General features: G+C 34.1%; 18 protein-coding genes and 2 pseudogenes. 2 read left to right on the top strand and 18 right to left on the bottom strand.

The annotated features are described in order from the left end of the window. Positions 1-248: pseudogene (locus MW695_RS05875) on the top strand (hypothetical protein); the annotation flags it as partial. On the opposite strand, the gene MW695_RS05870 reads toward MW695_RS05875, so the two are convergent. The 4 genes and pseudogenes from MW695_RS05870 to MW695_RS05855 form a co-directional block, all read right to left on the bottom strand. Beyond that, the gene (locus MW695_RS05870) at positions 239-736 is read right to left on the bottom strand and encodes a CcdC family protein (protein WP_247104125.1); all 498 of its coding nucleotides are present in this window, start codon (positions 734-736) and stop codon (positions 239-241) included. The pseudogene MW695_RS05875 and the gene MW695_RS05870 overlap by 10 nt on opposite strands. A gap of 83 nt (positions 737-819) precedes the next feature. Next, positions 820-900 (bottom strand): annotated as a pseudogene (locus tag MW695_RS05865) (YneF family protein); the annotation flags it as partial. Positions 901-1151: 251 nt separating this feature from the next. Further along, the gene (locus MW695_RS05860) at positions 1152-1979 is read right to left on the bottom strand and encodes an SHOCT domain-containing protein (protein WP_247104123.1); all 828 of its coding nucleotides are present in this window, start codon (positions 1977-1979) and stop codon (positions 1152-1154) included. Positions 1980-2917: 938 nt separating this feature from the next. Next, positions 2918-3472 (bottom strand): hypothetical protein, encoded by a 555-nt coding sequence (locus MW695_RS05855; protein WP_247104122.1) that lies wholly within the window; start codon positions 3470-3472, stop codon positions 2918-2920. A 169-nt stretch (positions 3473-3641) separates the two neighbouring features. Here MW695_RS05855 and MW695_RS05850 point away from each other — a divergent pair, with 169 nt between their 5' ends. Then, positions 3642-4247 (top strand): hypothetical protein, encoded by a 606-nt coding sequence (locus tag MW695_RS05850; RefSeq protein WP_247104121.1) that lies wholly within the window; start codon positions 3642-3644, stop codon positions 4245-4247. 58 nt (positions 4248-4305) lie between these two features. Here MW695_RS05850 and MW695_RS05845 read toward each other — a convergent pair whose 3' ends face one another. The 14 genes from MW695_RS05845 to MW695_RS05780 form a co-directional block, all read right to left on the bottom strand. Then, a complete protein-coding gene (locus MW695_RS05845) occupies positions 4306-6468 on the bottom strand; it encodes a phage tail tape measure protein (protein WP_247104120.1) in 2163 nt (720 codons plus the stop codon). Then, positions 6465-6713 (bottom strand): hypothetical protein, encoded by a 249-nt coding sequence (locus MW695_RS05840; protein WP_247104119.1) that lies wholly within the window; start codon positions 6711-6713, stop codon positions 6465-6467. The genes MW695_RS05845 and MW695_RS05840 overlap by 4 nt, the downstream gene beginning before the upstream one ends. Positions 6714-6778: 65 nt before the next feature. Then, positions 6779-7105, bottom strand: a complete 327-nt coding sequence (locus tag MW695_RS05835) for a hypothetical protein (RefSeq protein ID WP_247104118.1) — start codon at positions 7103-7105, stop codon at positions 6779-6781. 64 nt (positions 7106-7169) lie between these two features. Beyond that, positions 7170-7715 (bottom strand): hypothetical protein, encoded by a 546-nt coding sequence (locus MW695_RS05830; protein WP_247104117.1) that lies wholly within the window; start codon positions 7713-7715, stop codon positions 7170-7172. Positions 7716-7721: 6 nt separating this feature from the next. Further along, positions 7722-8165, bottom strand: coding sequence for a hypothetical protein (locus MW695_RS05825; RefSeq protein WP_247104116.1), 444 nt, complete (start codon positions 8163-8165; stop codon positions 7722-7724). Then, complete coding sequence (locus MW695_RS05820) at positions 8162-8506, bottom strand: HK97 gp10 family phage protein (protein WP_247104115.1); 345 nt, start codon at positions 8504-8506, stop codon at positions 8162-8164. Before MW695_RS05820 ends, MW695_RS05825 begins: the two co-directional genes overlap by 4 nt. Next, a complete protein-coding gene (locus tag MW695_RS05815; protein ID WP_247104114.1) occupies positions 8499-8834 on the bottom strand; it encodes a hypothetical protein in 336 nt (111 codons plus the stop codon). The genes MW695_RS05820 and MW695_RS05815 overlap by 8 nt, the downstream gene beginning before the upstream one ends. After that, on the bottom strand, positions 8831-9136 hold the full coding sequence (locus MW695_RS05810) for a phage head-tail connector protein (protein ID WP_247104113.1): 306 nt from the start codon (positions 9134-9136) through the stop codon (positions 8831-8833). The genes MW695_RS05815 and MW695_RS05810 overlap by 4 nt, the downstream gene beginning before the upstream one ends. Before the next feature lie 11 nt (positions 9137-9147). After that, positions 9148-9345, bottom strand: a complete 198-nt coding sequence (locus MW695_RS05805) for a hypothetical protein (protein ID WP_247104112.1) — start codon at positions 9343-9345, stop codon at positions 9148-9150. 73 nt (positions 9346-9418) lie between these two features. Next, the gene (locus MW695_RS05800) at positions 9419-10348 is read right to left on the bottom strand and encodes a major capsid protein (RefSeq protein ID WP_247104111.1); all 930 of its coding nucleotides are present in this window, start codon (positions 10346-10348) and stop codon (positions 9419-9421) included. A 31-nt stretch (positions 10349-10379) separates the two neighbouring features. Next, positions 10380-10964, bottom strand: coding sequence for a DUF4355 domain-containing protein (locus MW695_RS05795; RefSeq protein ID WP_247104110.1), 585 nt, complete (start codon positions 10962-10964; stop codon positions 10380-10382). Positions 10965-11066: 102 nt separating this feature from the next. Beyond that, positions 11067-11936 carry a minor capsid protein gene (locus MW695_RS05790; protein WP_247104109.1) on the bottom strand — a complete coding sequence of 290 codons (870 nt, stop codon included), beginning with the start codon at positions 11934-11936 and terminating at the stop codon, positions 11067-11069. Further along, a complete protein-coding gene (locus MW695_RS05785; protein WP_247104108.1) occupies positions 11920-13215 on the bottom strand; it encodes a phage portal protein in 1296 nt (431 codons plus the stop codon). Before MW695_RS05785 ends, MW695_RS05790 begins: the two co-directional genes overlap by 17 nt. A gap of 12 nt (positions 13216-13227) precedes the next feature. Beyond that, positions 13228-14988, bottom strand: coding sequence for a terminase large subunit (locus MW695_RS05780; protein ID WP_247104107.1), 1761 nt, complete (start codon positions 14986-14988; stop codon positions 13228-13230). Positions 14989-15001: the final 13 nt, after the last annotated feature.

Here is a 15001-nt window from a genome sequence, read left to right as displayed (position 1 = left end):
GGACGAACCTGAAGGGGCTCGAAAAAAATTCAATGCAGGCGATGCTTGTTTTTGCTGCTATGAACCTGAAAAAACTGGCGACATGGCACTGGAGGAACACCAAACCGACAGTACCATCGCCGAAAAACCATACGAAAAATACAAAAACGGCTTTGAGAGTCATATCTCAAAGCCGTTTTGTCTACGGTCTGAGACACCATTTCCTCAGTGAAATGGTGTCTTTCATAATAAGATTTATTTATGTTTGAGCTGGTATAAAGGACTTTTCATCTAACTCTTTCTCCATTTTTCTGTATTTCACTAGCATAGCAATTCTCCAAGGGACTATCATACCATATGCCAATAAAAAGAACATACCTGCTAGCTCTTCAACATAAATCGAGTCACCTATGACTAATTTGAAAAGAATCCGTAATAGTAATAGTCCAATTAGAATAAAAACAAATGCTTTTGAACGCTTTAAATAAATTTGCTCGTTTCGGATTTCAAACGTTGATGTTTTAATGAGTAAAATTGAAAAAAACATCCCAACTGCTAATGCTTCAATGACCTGTAGGAGGTCAGGACGAGCCGGCTCGTATAAAAACATAAAAAAACCTGTCGACATAAACATTGGAGGTAGAATAATTTTTTTTATCGTAGCTGGACGTTTTATTGCCTTTAAGCGGATAACGATCGCCATAGTAGCCATTCCTATCGCACCAAGCGTTGTCATCCATATATATAGATCATTCATGGCGCTCACCTCATTTCAAGCCTAACATCTTCACCCTACATTAAGTAGAAAAACACCTCTATATGGGAGGTGCTCGTCCATTGTTATTTCGTTTGTTGCTGCTTTTGCATCGCTTTCATCATCTGATTAATTTTCTTTTGCGATGGATTTTGCCCCATTTGCACAAAACCCTTATATATCAACACTTTCAGCATCTTTCATAGCCATTTTTTCTGATGAGTAAAATATACCATACGACTTTTAAACTGTCCAGTAAGATTAAGAAATTAATTTTATTTGCTTAATCTTACGTTATAATATTGGTGTATATTTTTTATTAACCTATACAGAAAAAGACAGCTGAAATTGTGTTTAGCCATCTTTCTATGAAAATATCATATATAATTGTTAATTCAAAAACTTAACAAAGATAAGACTATGATAATATTTTTTTCTTTTGTGATTCAAATTCATCTGCTGACAATATCCCTTCATTATATAGGTCTTTTAATTTTTTTAATTCATCTGCTACTGAATATTTTTGTTGTTGAGTAATCGCTTCATTTTTTTCTTTTTCTTTATCAATTTCATCCGCTTTTTTTATTAATACACTTATTAAACTGTGCCAATAATTTGCATTTCTAATACCTTCTTTGTATTTCTCATCATCTTTCTTCATTGGTATTGGCTTACCATTAAAATCAAGAACGTCAGCCTTAGCAAAATTGATTACAAAGATAGGCTCTTTAGTATCATTAACTACGATTTCCATATCAATACTATTCACTTCTTGAGACGATGTTGAACTTCCAGATAACCCACCTATAATAGCACCAACGCCACCAGCAAGTACACCGCCAAGCAAAGCACCACCCATTTGACTACTTCTAGAAGTTTTGCTAACAGTTACACCATCTTCAAAGATTTCTGACTCTAACAGTTCGTTGTAATCATAAGAGCGTACATACTCACCTTCACTTCTAATTATTGCTATTTTATTATTTTTTTCATCTAGTAATAAAGCAGTATCTAAATCGTAAGAGATTATTTCATTTGTAATCTTAAAATTTTCCAGTTTATTAATTAAATCTTTTAATTTATTAGTTTTATTATCTTGTAATTCCTTTTGTTTCTGATTATCACTAATAGCCAAATAGATTGAAACACCTATTAACACAACAAAAGAGATACCCCCTAAAATTGGATCGACACCAAAAAGCAGAACACAAAAAAAGAATAAAAGTCCTACTAAAAAACAGCCCAATATAACCACTCCTCAATTATGTAATTTAACAAAATATTACCACACGAACAGTGTTTAAGGGCTAGTTTTCTGTAAATATTTATAACGAAACTTGATTAACAAACGTATATTTCAATACAATTATACTAATCAAAAGGTAAACTTTAGGATGAACACATCGATATAACCTTCGCTATTTATCCTTCTGCATCACAAGAGGATATTTTTATATTTTTTTCCTAACTGCTGTACAATCTTTATGTGACACAACTCCTTTGAAATATAATGTCACAAAATTAATAAGGTTAAATATGACCAATTAAAGCACACTGGAAGATATTATAATTGTCAATCCTCCTTATCAACTCCTTACTTTTATTGGAAATAATAAAAATAATTATTTTAGGTTTCATTTTCAAAATAAGTCCAAAGACCCAAATTATATAAAATTTTATCAAATATTGTACACCTTTATAGCAAAAGTGATTACTTAAGTTTACAAAATTTTAAATTCAAGGATTTTCTCAAATTGAAGATTTTATGTGTTAAAAAATCGATCTATTATGACTAGAGAAGGATTATGGTAGGTTATTAATCAAGAGAACAAGCGCTCTAAAGCTTGTCACTCAATCTACTTAAGGGGGGTGAGAGTTATGGATGATGTGATCAATCTATTAATATTGTTATTTACAGGAGGACTCTTCTTAATAGCTGCATTTAGTTTTATGTTTAAAATAACAAAAAAGTAACCCCCGACACTATATCAAAACAAGGGAGTTACTATGGGTAAATCACGGGCTAAGGTGCTGTAACATCTTAGCTCGCTTCTAACGAAATTATAACGTTTTGACGTCATATGTGCAACACACAATAAATGTCTCTCTATCGACTGTTTACTTGATCATTTCACTGGAGTAGGTGGTGTTTATAGGAGCGATCCCCTTGTAACTATCACCTACTCACATTTCATTCTCTTTCATCCATTTTTCAATGCTTGGGTAACTACTAAGCTTAAGCTTGGTCACTTTATTTGAATAGACTCCATCTGTTTGGACAAGATATGTTTCTCCTAGTGACTTAACTAAATACTTATGATTTGATGGGGTAGCAATTACATCATCAACTACCTTATTTCTTTCTTTAAAATACTCATGAATATTAGTTAACTCATTAGCTTCCATGTCTTCTTGCCGATCTTCTTTATTATCGATTGATATTACACTTTCTCTTGAAGCAGCAATCTCAACTTCACCATTTGTACTCACAATCAACTTTGTGAGTAAGTTGTTATTTTCATGTTGCTTTTCAATAAGCTCTGCAAATCCTATTAAAATCATTCCTGCGATGAAACAACTAACTAGTATTAATAAAAACAATCCCCAAGAAATCTCATATCTGACTGCATATGTACCTATATTTTCCCCAGCAACAACAAAACCTATAATTAAACCAGCAATCATTTGACCAATACCTATGTAGAACAATGCAGTTGCTACTTTATTCTTATAATTCATTTTCCATCCCCCTATACTTTTTAAGTTAATATTACCATATATTATAAATGAATAGAACTAAATACACCCATTCCTATATAATCATTCAATATAACGAATATAAAGTATTGGTTCATAAATTATACATATATGGTATAATTGTATAAAATTATAATTGGAGGTGTTAAAATTGAATTTTTTCTTAGAAAATATTACTTTATCGATAACAGCTTTAGTCGCACTTATAGGCTCAGCTATAGCCTTTCTCTTTAAGATGCATGTATATTTTAATTCAACTCCAATTGACAGGCTTCTCTATACCGAAGAAACCAAACTAGCGATTAGATTTTTACAAACATTACCTATTTCAGTTTTAGTTTTCATTTTACTTTTTTTATCAATGTATGAAATGAATCTTTTTATCGAGTTTAGTAATGTTGCCATGTTATACTTTTCGCTTTTTCTATTTTTCTCTATTTTTATAATAATACTTCTTTTTCATTCCATGATTTCCGAATTTACAAGCAAACCTACTTTTAAAATATCTATAGAATATGGCAAAGAAAACAAAGAATTATACATCATAAAATCTATCGATAAACACACAGTTTTGTTATGCAATCAGCCCAATAAATTTTCAAGCAATGATGATAAATTTTTCCTTTACTATCCAAAAAAAGATTTACATAAAAAAGAAATTTATGTTGGACATGAGTCATCTTCTTCTAATTTGAAAAATTTGCTAAAAGCATTCAAAAGACATAAAACGAAAAAAGGGGTAAAGCCGTCTATTTAAAAACAGATCAGCTTTACCCCTTTATCAATATTCACTACGTTAATTTATCGCATTAACATTACTTTCTTCCCATTTTTGACAAACCATCGTTAATCGAACGATACATACGCTTAGTAATCTCTCGGTAATCATTTTCTCCAATGTTGCCATTGACATGTATATGTATTTCTGGCTTTAAACTATATGTATTATTAACTGATTCAGTCTTCGTGTTATGGTTATTTATAACACCTTGTCTCTCAAATTGATTTTTAAGACGTTCGTACACAGCATCGGCAAATGGATCCATTTGTCTAAATTCATTTGAAAGTGGAACTGCTGCTTCTTTACCTGCTTCTCCAATTCCAATAACATTCGCACCATCAAAAAAGCCTCCACGCTTATGCCATTTGATATCAAATGAAGGATAAGGAACTCCCCAACTATTTGTTTTCATTTCTACATTTACGCTAGGAACTTTTAATTTTGGTAAACTCCAACTAAAATCAAATGCCAACTTAATATTATCGATCATTCTTCTAACTGTGTCTCGTGCTGTACGGATCGGATTTTGAATAGCTGTTTTGATATTATTAAAAATCCTACGTGCCGTGCTAAGCATACCGCTAAATATTGAGGAGACACGTGAAGACAATCCAGATAGTGTATTTCTAACTCCGCTACTGATCCCTGAAACAACAGACGAAACCGTTGAACTGATTCGTCCCCATGCTAACGAGAAATACTCCTGTATTAATGCTAACGCACCACTGACAATGGTTTTTATTAAGTTTAGGGCTTGAGATATAATACCTTCGACTACAGACATGACTCCCTCAGTTATTTTTTGGAGACCTGAAAAGGCTTTATCCCAGTCACCTGTAATTATTCCGAGCACAGTATCAATAATACCTGATACTATGTCGAGTACACCTTTTACGACTTTTTGGATGTTATTGAAACTATCGGTGACAAAATCAACTAAAATATGACCGTATTTTTGCCATATCTTTGTGAATTTTTCAACCACAACACGAATGATTTCCCCCACGGATTCCATTATTGATTTAACTGTATCTTTGATTTGCGAAAATGTACCATCGGTATCTGATCGCATATCTCCAATCTTGTCACGAAAAAAGTCAATGATTCCGCTAATAAATTCAAACGTAGCTTCCATAGCTGCTTGAAGAATAGGAAGTACTTTTTCTGCTATGTCAATCATTGCTTCGCCAACTGGTATTAAAGCAACCATAGCTGTATCTTTAAACATTTGGAAACGATCCCCAAGAGTGAGAGTATCTTCTCCTGCTTGCTCAATTGTTTCGGATGAGTTAGCTATCGTTTGCTCAAGTTCCTCCACAGAAAGAGCGCCTGAACGTATCATATCAGCCATCTCGCTACCAGCCTTCTTCCCAAACACTTCCATAGCAAGAGATGTAGCTTCACTCGAATCTTCCATATTTTCAATATCACTGACTAGTTGCGGAAGCATTTCGGCAGGGTCTTTTCCTTCGGCTGCAATATTAGCAATGGCTTTACTAAACCCAGACATGGCTTTGTCTGCTGAGTAACCACTAGCTTCAATGTTCCCTAATGCGATAGCACCTTGATCGAAGTCCATTCCCATAGCTCTCATAGTCGCACCATGTGAATCCATCGTTCCCATGAGATCGTTCATGCCTATGCCGGTCTCTTGAGAGATTTTAAACATGTGATCAAGTTTATCGCCTGATTCCTCTGCACTGATGCCCCACTGATTAAACGCTTTAGAACCTGTATTGATTAATTGGTCACTAGATTCACCTGTGATACGTGACAAGTCTAAATATTGCTTTGTTAAGTCTTCTAATGGCTTTCCACTAGCACCAGTTAAAGTATTTAAGTCTGCTAGAGCACTGGAAACTTCAGCCATGTCTTGAGGCACGCCCTTAAATACCGTTTTAGCACTTTCCTCTAGCTCTTTAAGTGCATCTCCTGTAGCACCTGTACCAACTCGAATCGTATTAGAAGCTTCCTGAAACTCTTGTGCTGCTTTAAATCCAGCCGTACCAATACCCACTATTGCTGTTCCGAGAGCGGCAACTGCTCCCAAAGCTAAGCCAGCGAACATCTTGCCCATGTTACCACCTTTTTTCTCAGTGTTTTCCATGCCTTTGTTCGCTTTGTCTAGTCCCTTTTCCAACCCAGATGAATCAATTGTAATTTTAGTTTGATACTCTCCTAAATTATATGTACTCATGATGATTCACCCCCTTTTTCACTAGCTGAATAGCCACTAAGTTTACGAATAGCCGATAAATCAGCATCTTTACGAGGGTTTAAGTACCTTTTTGCTTTATCTAAATACTCTCGACCTTCTTCTGTTTTTTCTAACTCCATTACACGAGCTTGTTTAATGTAGGATAAATATTGAGCGTGTGGCATTTGCATTATGTAGTCAGTATCGAAGTGAAAGTAGTGGGCTAATAAAGCAAAATCTTTCATAATCTCATAATTTTCAGACGATAAAGAACCCGTATCTACCTTATCAGAAGGCAAATACGGGATTTTTAGTTTGGGTTCTGTGCGTTCTCTTGGATTTTGTCTTTATAAAGTTGGATTATTTTATTTTGTTGAGAAATTTTGATGTTTTTATCCACAAACTCTTTATTAATCTCTCGTTCGACATCTTGGTTTAAAATAAATGCTACTAATTCTGATAAAATTTCAATTGACTCACGATTAGATTTTACTTCGCCCATCTTGTCGTAATAATCCATAATTTTATAAACCGTCTCATTCGTTGGGTCAGCAGGAATTGTAAACACATCATCCTCTCCAAACTTTAAAACTAACGACTCACCTGTTAGTAAACTTAAATCAACTACTTTTGACATATAAAACACTCCTTGTAATTTATAATTTTGGTAAACAAAAAAAGAAGGGTTTCCCCTTCCTCGATTAAAGCTCTTCTTCGATTTTTACAACATTTCCATTTTCACGGGTTGGGTCAGCTAATAGTTTTATCTCAAAATTAAAAACACTCTCGCTCTCAGGTGAGAATGTAAGCTGCATACCTGAGCGGTTTTGTGCACGGTACATTTTTAATTTGATCTTTTTACCATCCGTGCGCTTAGTGTGGACAAATAACATTTGTTTGACTGGGACATTTAACTTCCCTCCGATTCCCATTGTTCGTTTTGTTTCATCCTCACTATAGTAGGTTGCCGTGATTTCATTGATTGCTTTAAAATCGAAAGTGCAAATGCCCCCGTTAAAAATAACGTCTTCCGAAGTCACAAAAGCAGCAATGGCATTATTTTGTGCTCCTCCTTTAACTTCATGCCATTCTTGTGTATGGGTCAATTGTGCTTCTCCTGAACTTTCCCCAATTTTAATCATCGCTGCTTCAATTTCCGCATCTGTGCTTGTATCTAAATCCACAGATTCAGGCAAGACGTATATATCCCCCGATCCAAATAAGATCGATTCTTTTTTTTCACTCATTCATCATCATCCTTTCATTTTCACTAAGAAATATTTTATTTGTTCAAATACTTGTTCATTTTTGTGATAAAAAAAGCTCCCACCAGTCATAAGTTGGGAGTTTAAGATCACTTGATCAGCTATTCTATTGCTTGGGCGATCAGTTACATTCTTCTTAAAATCAAGCAACTCAATTAATCGATTGTTAATATCATTAAGCTTTAATTCATTGTCAGTGACAACTGTGATTTGCAATCGGTTATCATTGGTTACTTCATTTTGTGAAAATGGAACAATATTATAAACTAAATATGGATAGTCTATAAAACTTCCTTTTTCGTTTAATTGTTTTTTGTTATTCGTGCTTGGTCGCCCAAAAAATATTTTTAAACTATCCTCATATTGGTTGTGATTGAGTAATTGACATAGTTTATTATCGGCATTTAAATATTGATATATAGTAGTGATCATTTAGGTTTCATTCCTTTTGCAATCATTTGTTGCATAGTAGACATATTGGCTTCAATGGAATCTCTTATATATGGTTGGGCTGTAATATTACGTGCTACGCTTCCTTCGTGTACCACTTCCGCATACTCTACATTGTTTGTACCAACGATAATATCACTCTGATTATCTTGATGGTCAACATCTGAGCCTGTGCTACGTCTTAAATGTCCAGTCTTACCGACAGGGGCACGAACTTTAGATTCACGCTCAAGCAACATTCCTATGTCACTAGCTACTTGCTCTCTTTGTTTACGAGCGTCTTGTATAGCCTCTTTAAATCGTAATTTCTTCAGATTAAGCACCTCCTGTCCGTTTCATCAAAACTTCCATATGACGATCATACTCCAACACTTGTGTTACCTCATACTCTTCACTTTCTTCGTTTTGATTAAATTTTAATTTTGATAGTATTTTAATATTTTTATTTGGTCGGCAAAAAACACGATGACTGCAATCCACAAATACACCATATTGATACTCTGCCTTATGGTTGGAATATGGTTCAGTTTTACACTTGAATGGAGTATAAATTGTTTTGCTATCGGCATAAATTGGTTGTCCTAATGGAGTGTAATCAATGACCTCTCCTCTTTCAATGGTGACTATGTATAACTTTTTTGTAAGTCTCATATTACACGAATCTTTCTATGACGATTTAAACGATTCATTATGTTTTGAGGATATTCAGTAATATAATTTTCACTAAGGCTACCTTCACTTTCTGAATAAACATTTTCTACTCCTCGACTACGGTAAAGAAATACAACCATTTCATTGACTACAGTTCTTAATGTAGGAGGGATTTCAGTAACGTTACAGTAATCATAAATAAAATCTTGAGCACTCTCTATGTAAAGGTATAGTAATTGAATTTCCTCATCAGTGGCTTCTTTTAAATCCAATAATAATTGGAGGTTCTGTATTTCACTCACATTCTCACCGCCTATTTACTTTGTGAGGTGCTTTTCTTTGTTGTTGGAGATTTGGCTTTTACTGCTTCTTTCTTTACCAATTCATAACCAAAATCATTCACCAGTACATTCTTTACTTCTTCATTTTCGGTTTCACCCTGTCCATTAAAAAAAGTGACACCGTAAGTCTCACCATTGTAACGTTCATTTGGTGTTTTAATTTTATACATCTAATCACTCCTTCACACAATAATGAAAGGAAGGACATTAAGCCCTTCCTAACGTTCAAACTATGTATATTTATTAAACAATTAAACCTTTAAGACGTGCTGCTGACTTACCATTAAAGATACCAATGCCAGTGTAGAACTCGATACGTGTACGGTAAGCTGGCTTCGACTCAAGCTCACCAATATCATAAACCTGAACACCACCATTTGTTAATCCAGATACAAACTCATCAGCACCAAATTTGACTGCATAAATAGAAGTAGTGTTTGTTGCTTCACCTTGAGTCTCTTCATGTCCGATGACTTTACTACCATCAACTGTTTCACCAGCCTCAAAGAATGGTACTCCATCATAAGCAAATACTGAGCGACCAAATGCATCTACAGTATTATCAAAGTAACCTAATTGACGAGCAATAGACTTTACTTTCAATAGTGTCTTAGAGTCCATAAACAAAGCATCTGCTTTACCTTGTACTTGGTAAATTAAAGCGTCTAATGCTTCCATAAAACGGTTCATACTAACAGTATCAGTACCAATAGATAGACCATTAGTGTCAGCATTGATAACTTGACCACCTGTCAAACGCTTCTTTAGACCATCAAAAGACTTCGCATTTGTTGCAGTGTCTCCATTAAAAAATGAGTCTTGAAATTGAAAAGCAAGAGCTTTTGTCTTTAGTGCTGTTTGAACAGCACGTTGATCATTAATATTAGAACGAGTTTGAGCAATGTATTTATCTGTATCAGCATCTCCACCAAGAATTACAAGACTCTCAGTCTTTGGATTTACTGTACCAGTGGATTCCTCATATCCTTCATTTACTCCACGGAATGCAACCCCAGGAAGAGTTTTCTCTTCATTGTAAGTGTATGCGTTACCGACAATATCCATAAAAGGCATCATTTGAAGCACAGATGCATTCTGAACAAATGTTGTAGCAACTCCTCTTTTTAGTGTATTTTGAGATAATTTTGCACTTTCTAATAATGTAATAGCCATAATATAATCACCTTTACCTTTTCATTTTTTATTATTTTGTTTGCGAGTACGCTTGACTCATTAATTCTCTTGCAGACATATTGTCTGTACTACCTTGACTTGAACTACCATCAGTAATAGTAGTTCCGTTTTCCTTTAATAGTTCTTCTTTTACTGACTGCAATTGTAAATTCCATGTTTCCTCAAACTTAGTAAGGCTTTTATTAGTGGAATCCTCATCATTACCAATCAAGTAATCTAATAAGAATGTTGGAAGCTTCTTTTCAGTAAGAGTAGACAAAGCCTTGTTTTTCAACGTTTCCCTTGTCTTTTCTTGCTCAATAGCTGCAAATTTCTCCTTCAATTCTCTAATCTCTTTTTGCTCAGGAGTTTCAGAAGGATTCTTTTTAGCTACTTCCTCTTCTACTAGCTTTTGGAGGTTATTGCTCTTCCAAGTCTCTAAACCTGTAGTAAAATACTTGTCTAGTCTAGGTTGTAATAGCTTCTTCCCTTCATCTGTTTCAAGAAAAGCTGTTACTCCATTAGGTGTTATTTTAGATAACCCCTCAACGTATGCTTTGACTTCCTCTTGATCCTTGTTTTCTTCTAAAAATTTCTTAATATCTTCTAAATTCATTTTTATCCTCCTACCCTTCATGTCCGTAGCCATAAAGTGTAAATTTTTGTACCACATTGTTCTTTAACGTCTGCAACATGGAAAAAAGACATAATAAAAAAGCTAAGCAATATCGTTAGCTTCTGCCCATTCGTTATAGTTTTGATATGGAATGTACTCTTTGGTTTTATTATCCTTACGAATGTTTGTACCTATTTCTAAATATGGCACATAGGTAGACCGACAATTCGGATGCCTAGGACAATCAGGTTTATTGTGATCATCTATATCAAATATCTGTCCATCGAGTTCAATACAACCCTCTGACGTAACACTATCGAGAGTAGAAAGCCATTGAATTTTTCCAATCCCATTTTCTGCATAAATCTTTTCTCTGGATTCCTCAATTATTTTCGCAGTTTCAGTTCTAACCAATCGCATAGACTCTGAAGATCTGCTTTTAAACTGTGCATCAAATATTTTGGCGACTTTATCAAGCTTGTCTCCATTTCTAATACCTTTTTCAAGGTTAGTAGATAGAGCTTTTCTCAAAGCATTCTGATTAGCCCATATTCTATCTGAAAAATGTTTTTTCGACCAATTTTGATTAATAAATTCATCAAGTATGGATTGATTAACACGATTAAAGTTAATACCAACATTTAGATTTTGCTCCAAAGTAAAAGCAGAACGATAATATGATTGAGTAAATGCTGCGCCTAAAATAGCTGTTATTGTAAAAACTTCAAGAGTGCCTATCTTAACTAATTCCTCTTCAACTTGCTCATTAAATTGTTTAAGGACACCAGTACGCTGAAGTTGATTAAAGTCTAATTCACCATCAATACCATATTGCATGTATATTTGAGCAATCATTTGCTTCAATTTATCCCTGCTATTTTGATACTCTATTAAGACTTCTTCAAACGAATCATCTGATTGTTCAAGAAGATCCTCAAGTAAATTGAGCAATTCGTTATTGAGTTTGTCCATTTAACCCACCTAATTGATTACGCTCTCTTAGATCATTTGTAAAATTTGAAGAATCGTTTTCAGATTCTAATTTTTGAATAGACAATGAAGGATTATTTACCTTTGGTAGCCATGAAATTAATTCTTCTGTCGGTAAAATCCCTTGTAAGTCTTTAACCATCTGCACAATAGACGCTTCATCAACTGGTACATTTCGAGTGAAGGAAACAGAGATTTGATTACTGTTAAATTCTTTATTTTTTGCATGTTTGAGCCATTCACAAAATAATTTCATTCTCTTTTTCAATGCTTTTTCAAAAATAGCCTCCTTTATCGCTGAGAGGTTCTCCAACTCCTGAAGTTTTAAGCGAATACTTACACCTGAAGTATTGCTCTGAAAATTTTCGTTTAAGTTGACTTGATTAGTCTGAATGTATATTTCATCTTGCCAATCTTTCAACATGTCCTTCACGAACGAACCATTAATATCTTTAGTTGCCCAATATACTTTAGAACCTTTTGGAGTTAAGATTATGCCATTTTCTTTCATTTTTTGTGCTTCTTTGTGTGTTAAATCAGCATCTTCTATAACAAGATAAGCGGAGCGGTGATCTTGGATCTCATTTGCTGCTGTACTATTAATAGAGTTATAGATATCAACAATACGAATAATATCAGCAAATGCAGACTTCTTAAGATCATTATTTGGAATTTCTGTAACAGGACATCTAGAGAAAAAATGTTTTTTCTGTTCTAGTCGCTGTAAACCATCCTCTAATTTATACCTAGAAAAGTGCTCCCTATCCCAAACATCTACATAGACAGAATCATCAAACGGAATTTGATATTTCCGAACAGCTACAGATACGTTCCTTTCAATTGAGCCATCATTCAAAACAATCATTTCAAGTGGATTGAAAATAGCACAACGAAATTCTCCATCAGTATTGATATAAGCTGTTTCAAATACTGTTCCATAGATTTCTGTTTGTTGTTTAAGATTGATATTGTGTTCTTTTTCCCACTGAGAATAGTAATAATCAATGGTATCTAAAAACTCTTTATCTCCCTTTCGATGCGAGTAATTGACAGGCTTACCAAGTAGATAACCAGTGTAATTAGATACTGTCTTACGACAATAGTTAAAGAAAACACGCTCATCTGATTTGGTACTATCAACTTTTGATTTCTCGTGCAACACTCTGTGATCACCATCGTAGTATTGTTTTAATTTTAAATACTTCGGTCGTTGTTTATCTAACTCTTTAATTAAATTTAAAATTAATTCATTTCTTACCATTCTTTCACCTCACTAAAAAAGCCACCCTCTAGGGATGGATTTAATTTCTTTTTTGACTTGAATTTCTTCAATTCTGTTTGCAAATTCTGCCAAACAATCGGCAAAATCATCATGGAGAGTGAACTGCTGACCGCTAAAGTCCATAAGCTGATCTAATGCACTTTTTTCGACTCCCTGTTCACAAAAAATAATTCTACCGTTGTCTACATCTGAGACAATAGTAGAAATCTTTTCATCCTTATTCTTACGCTGCATTTCATTAATAAAGGTAATACCACGCTTAACCAGTGATTCATGCTTAAGAATTTCTGTTTCAATACGTTCAACATCTAAACCGTTATATGTATTTTTCTCGATAAACACATGCGTGATATCCTCAAATTCTTTAAGTAAATCAATCACATGTTTTATGTACTGATCAAATTCATTAAACTTTCTAAGCTGCCCTTTACGGATATACTTAAAGCCATTATCAGCTTGAGAACCAACAACAAAAGCAAAGTAATCGGAACGTGCTTTATTTTTATTCTTAACTCCAGCCGTATCAATGGTAAGCATAGTCTTAGTGAATGTATTCTCTTCAATCTCTGATGAAGGCTTAGTAATATTAGATTTAAACCACTTATCACCAATATTTTCAACGCTACACATTAGTTCTTGCATGAAAGCAAGTCGTTTACCAAAATACTTCAATGCTAACTTGTAACAATCGTACTTTTCCCATATTGTTTGGAACTCCATTTGCTCTTTATTAGCTATGTAGTATTCTTTTGCATCCTCTTTAGCATCTTCACGCTTATCATCAAAGAGAATATTTCTAAACTCTTGCCAATACTTGTGCTGCTCAAAATATTTATCAATATCAAAGTCTACAACGCTTCTATGGAATACTTTATATTCAGGATTCTTAGAAATGGAATCAATGAAATCACCTTGAGCAAGTGGTGTACCTAATACAAGAAACTTAGTAGCTGGCTTAATCAATTTACCATTACGATAAACAGCTTCATCTCCACCTTCTTCTACTTCCTTAAGCCACTTTTGATACTTCTTATGCTTGCTATCATCTGTGAGAATGTCACTTTCAGCAATATAATCATCTGCAATGTAAACCATAGGACGGTAAATACCTTTGGGGGATATGTAACCAGCTCCACGAACAGAAGAACCAGAGGAATAAGCTTGAATTTTAGTATTGTTATCTAATTCTAATTCAAGTTTATTGACTGTACGCTTACGAGGATTAACCAAGTTACCGAATGTATGGACTAAATGAGGAGTCTTTAAAGCTTGCTTAGTTTGATCTACAAAGTTAACAGCATCTAACTCACGATTAGCAAGAACAATTGTAAATGTACTCAGTCTGTAACAATGGAGATAACAACTTAGAGCCATATCAATAATTGTAGTTTTAGCACAACCACGAGGAAGGATAAACTCTTGCTTATCATGCTTATGATGAATAAAGATATCTTCAAGCTGCTTCCATACTTCATAATGAACAGGAGCGAGAGGACGTACAACATTATTTTCTTTTGGTATGAAGAAGTCTTGTAAGAAGTATTGACAGAAGAATGATAAGGAGCGTTTACCGAGTGAGTAGGCGAGGCTGTTTTGACCGAATAGGTTATTATCATGCTTGATTATGAGTTGTTTGACTCGTTCTTTTGCTGTTGATGAGTCTAAACCTCTGTTTTTAGTAAAGTCTATATATAGATATTCTCTGAGCAGTTTACGATTCTCAGTAGTGTTAAAGTTTTGTATGATTTTCACCTCCGTATGATAA

The organism is Halalkalibacter sp. APA_J-10(15), assembly GCF_023017105.1.
In the GTDB taxonomy this organism is placed as follows: domain Bacteria; phylum Bacillota; class Bacilli; order Bacillales; family Bacillaceae_D; genus Halalkalibacter.
This window is presented reverse-complemented; position numbering and strand designations above follow the sequence as displayed.

Coding starts and splice junctions, on each gene's coding strand:
- MW695_RS05800 (WP_247104111.1), bottom strand. CDS start 10,348: ATGGCTATTACATTATTAGAAAGTGCAAAATTATCTCAAAATACACTA.
- MW695_RS05790 (WP_247104109.1), bottom strand. CDS start 11,936: ATGGACAAACTCAATAACGAATTGCTCAATTTACTTGAGGATCTTCTT.
- MW695_RS05870 (WP_247104125.1), bottom strand. CDS start 736: ATGAATGATCTATATATATGGATGACAACGCTTGGTGCGATAGGAATG.
- MW695_RS05795 (WP_247104110.1), bottom strand. CDS start 10,964: ATGAATTTAGAAGATATTAAGAAATTTTTAGAAGAAAACAAGGATCAA.
- MW695_RS05805 (WP_247104112.1), bottom strand. CDS start 9,345: ATGTATAAAATTAAAACACCAAATGAACGTTACAATGGTGAGACTTAC.
- MW695_RS05825 (WP_247104116.1), bottom strand. CDS start 8,165: ATGATCACTACTATATATCAATATTTAAATGCCGATAATAAACTATGT.
- MW695_RS05830 (WP_247104117.1), bottom strand. CDS start 7,715: ATGAGTGAAAAAAAAGAATCGATCTTATTTGGATCGGGGGATATATAC.
- MW695_RS05845 (WP_247104120.1), bottom strand. CDS start 6,468: ATGAGTACATATAATTTAGGAGAGTATCAAACTAAAATTACAATTGAT.
- MW695_RS05815 (WP_247104114.1), bottom strand. CDS start 8,834: ATGAGACTTACAAAAAAGTTATACATAGTCACCATTGAAAGAGGAGAG.
- MW695_RS05840 (WP_247104119.1), bottom strand. CDS start 6,713: ATGAAAGATTTTGCTTTATTAGCCCACTACTTTCACTTCGATACTGAC.
- MW695_RS05855 (WP_247104122.1), bottom strand. CDS start 3,472: ATGAATTATAAGAATAAAGTAGCAACTGCATTGTTCTACATAGGTATT.
- MW695_RS05785 (WP_247104108.1), bottom strand. CDS start 13,215: ATGGTAAGAAATGAATTAATTTTAAATTTAATTAAAGAGTTAGATAAA.
- MW695_RS05835 (WP_247104118.1), bottom strand. CDS start 7,105: ATGTCAAAAGTAGTTGATTTAAGTTTACTAACAGGTGAGTCGTTAGTT.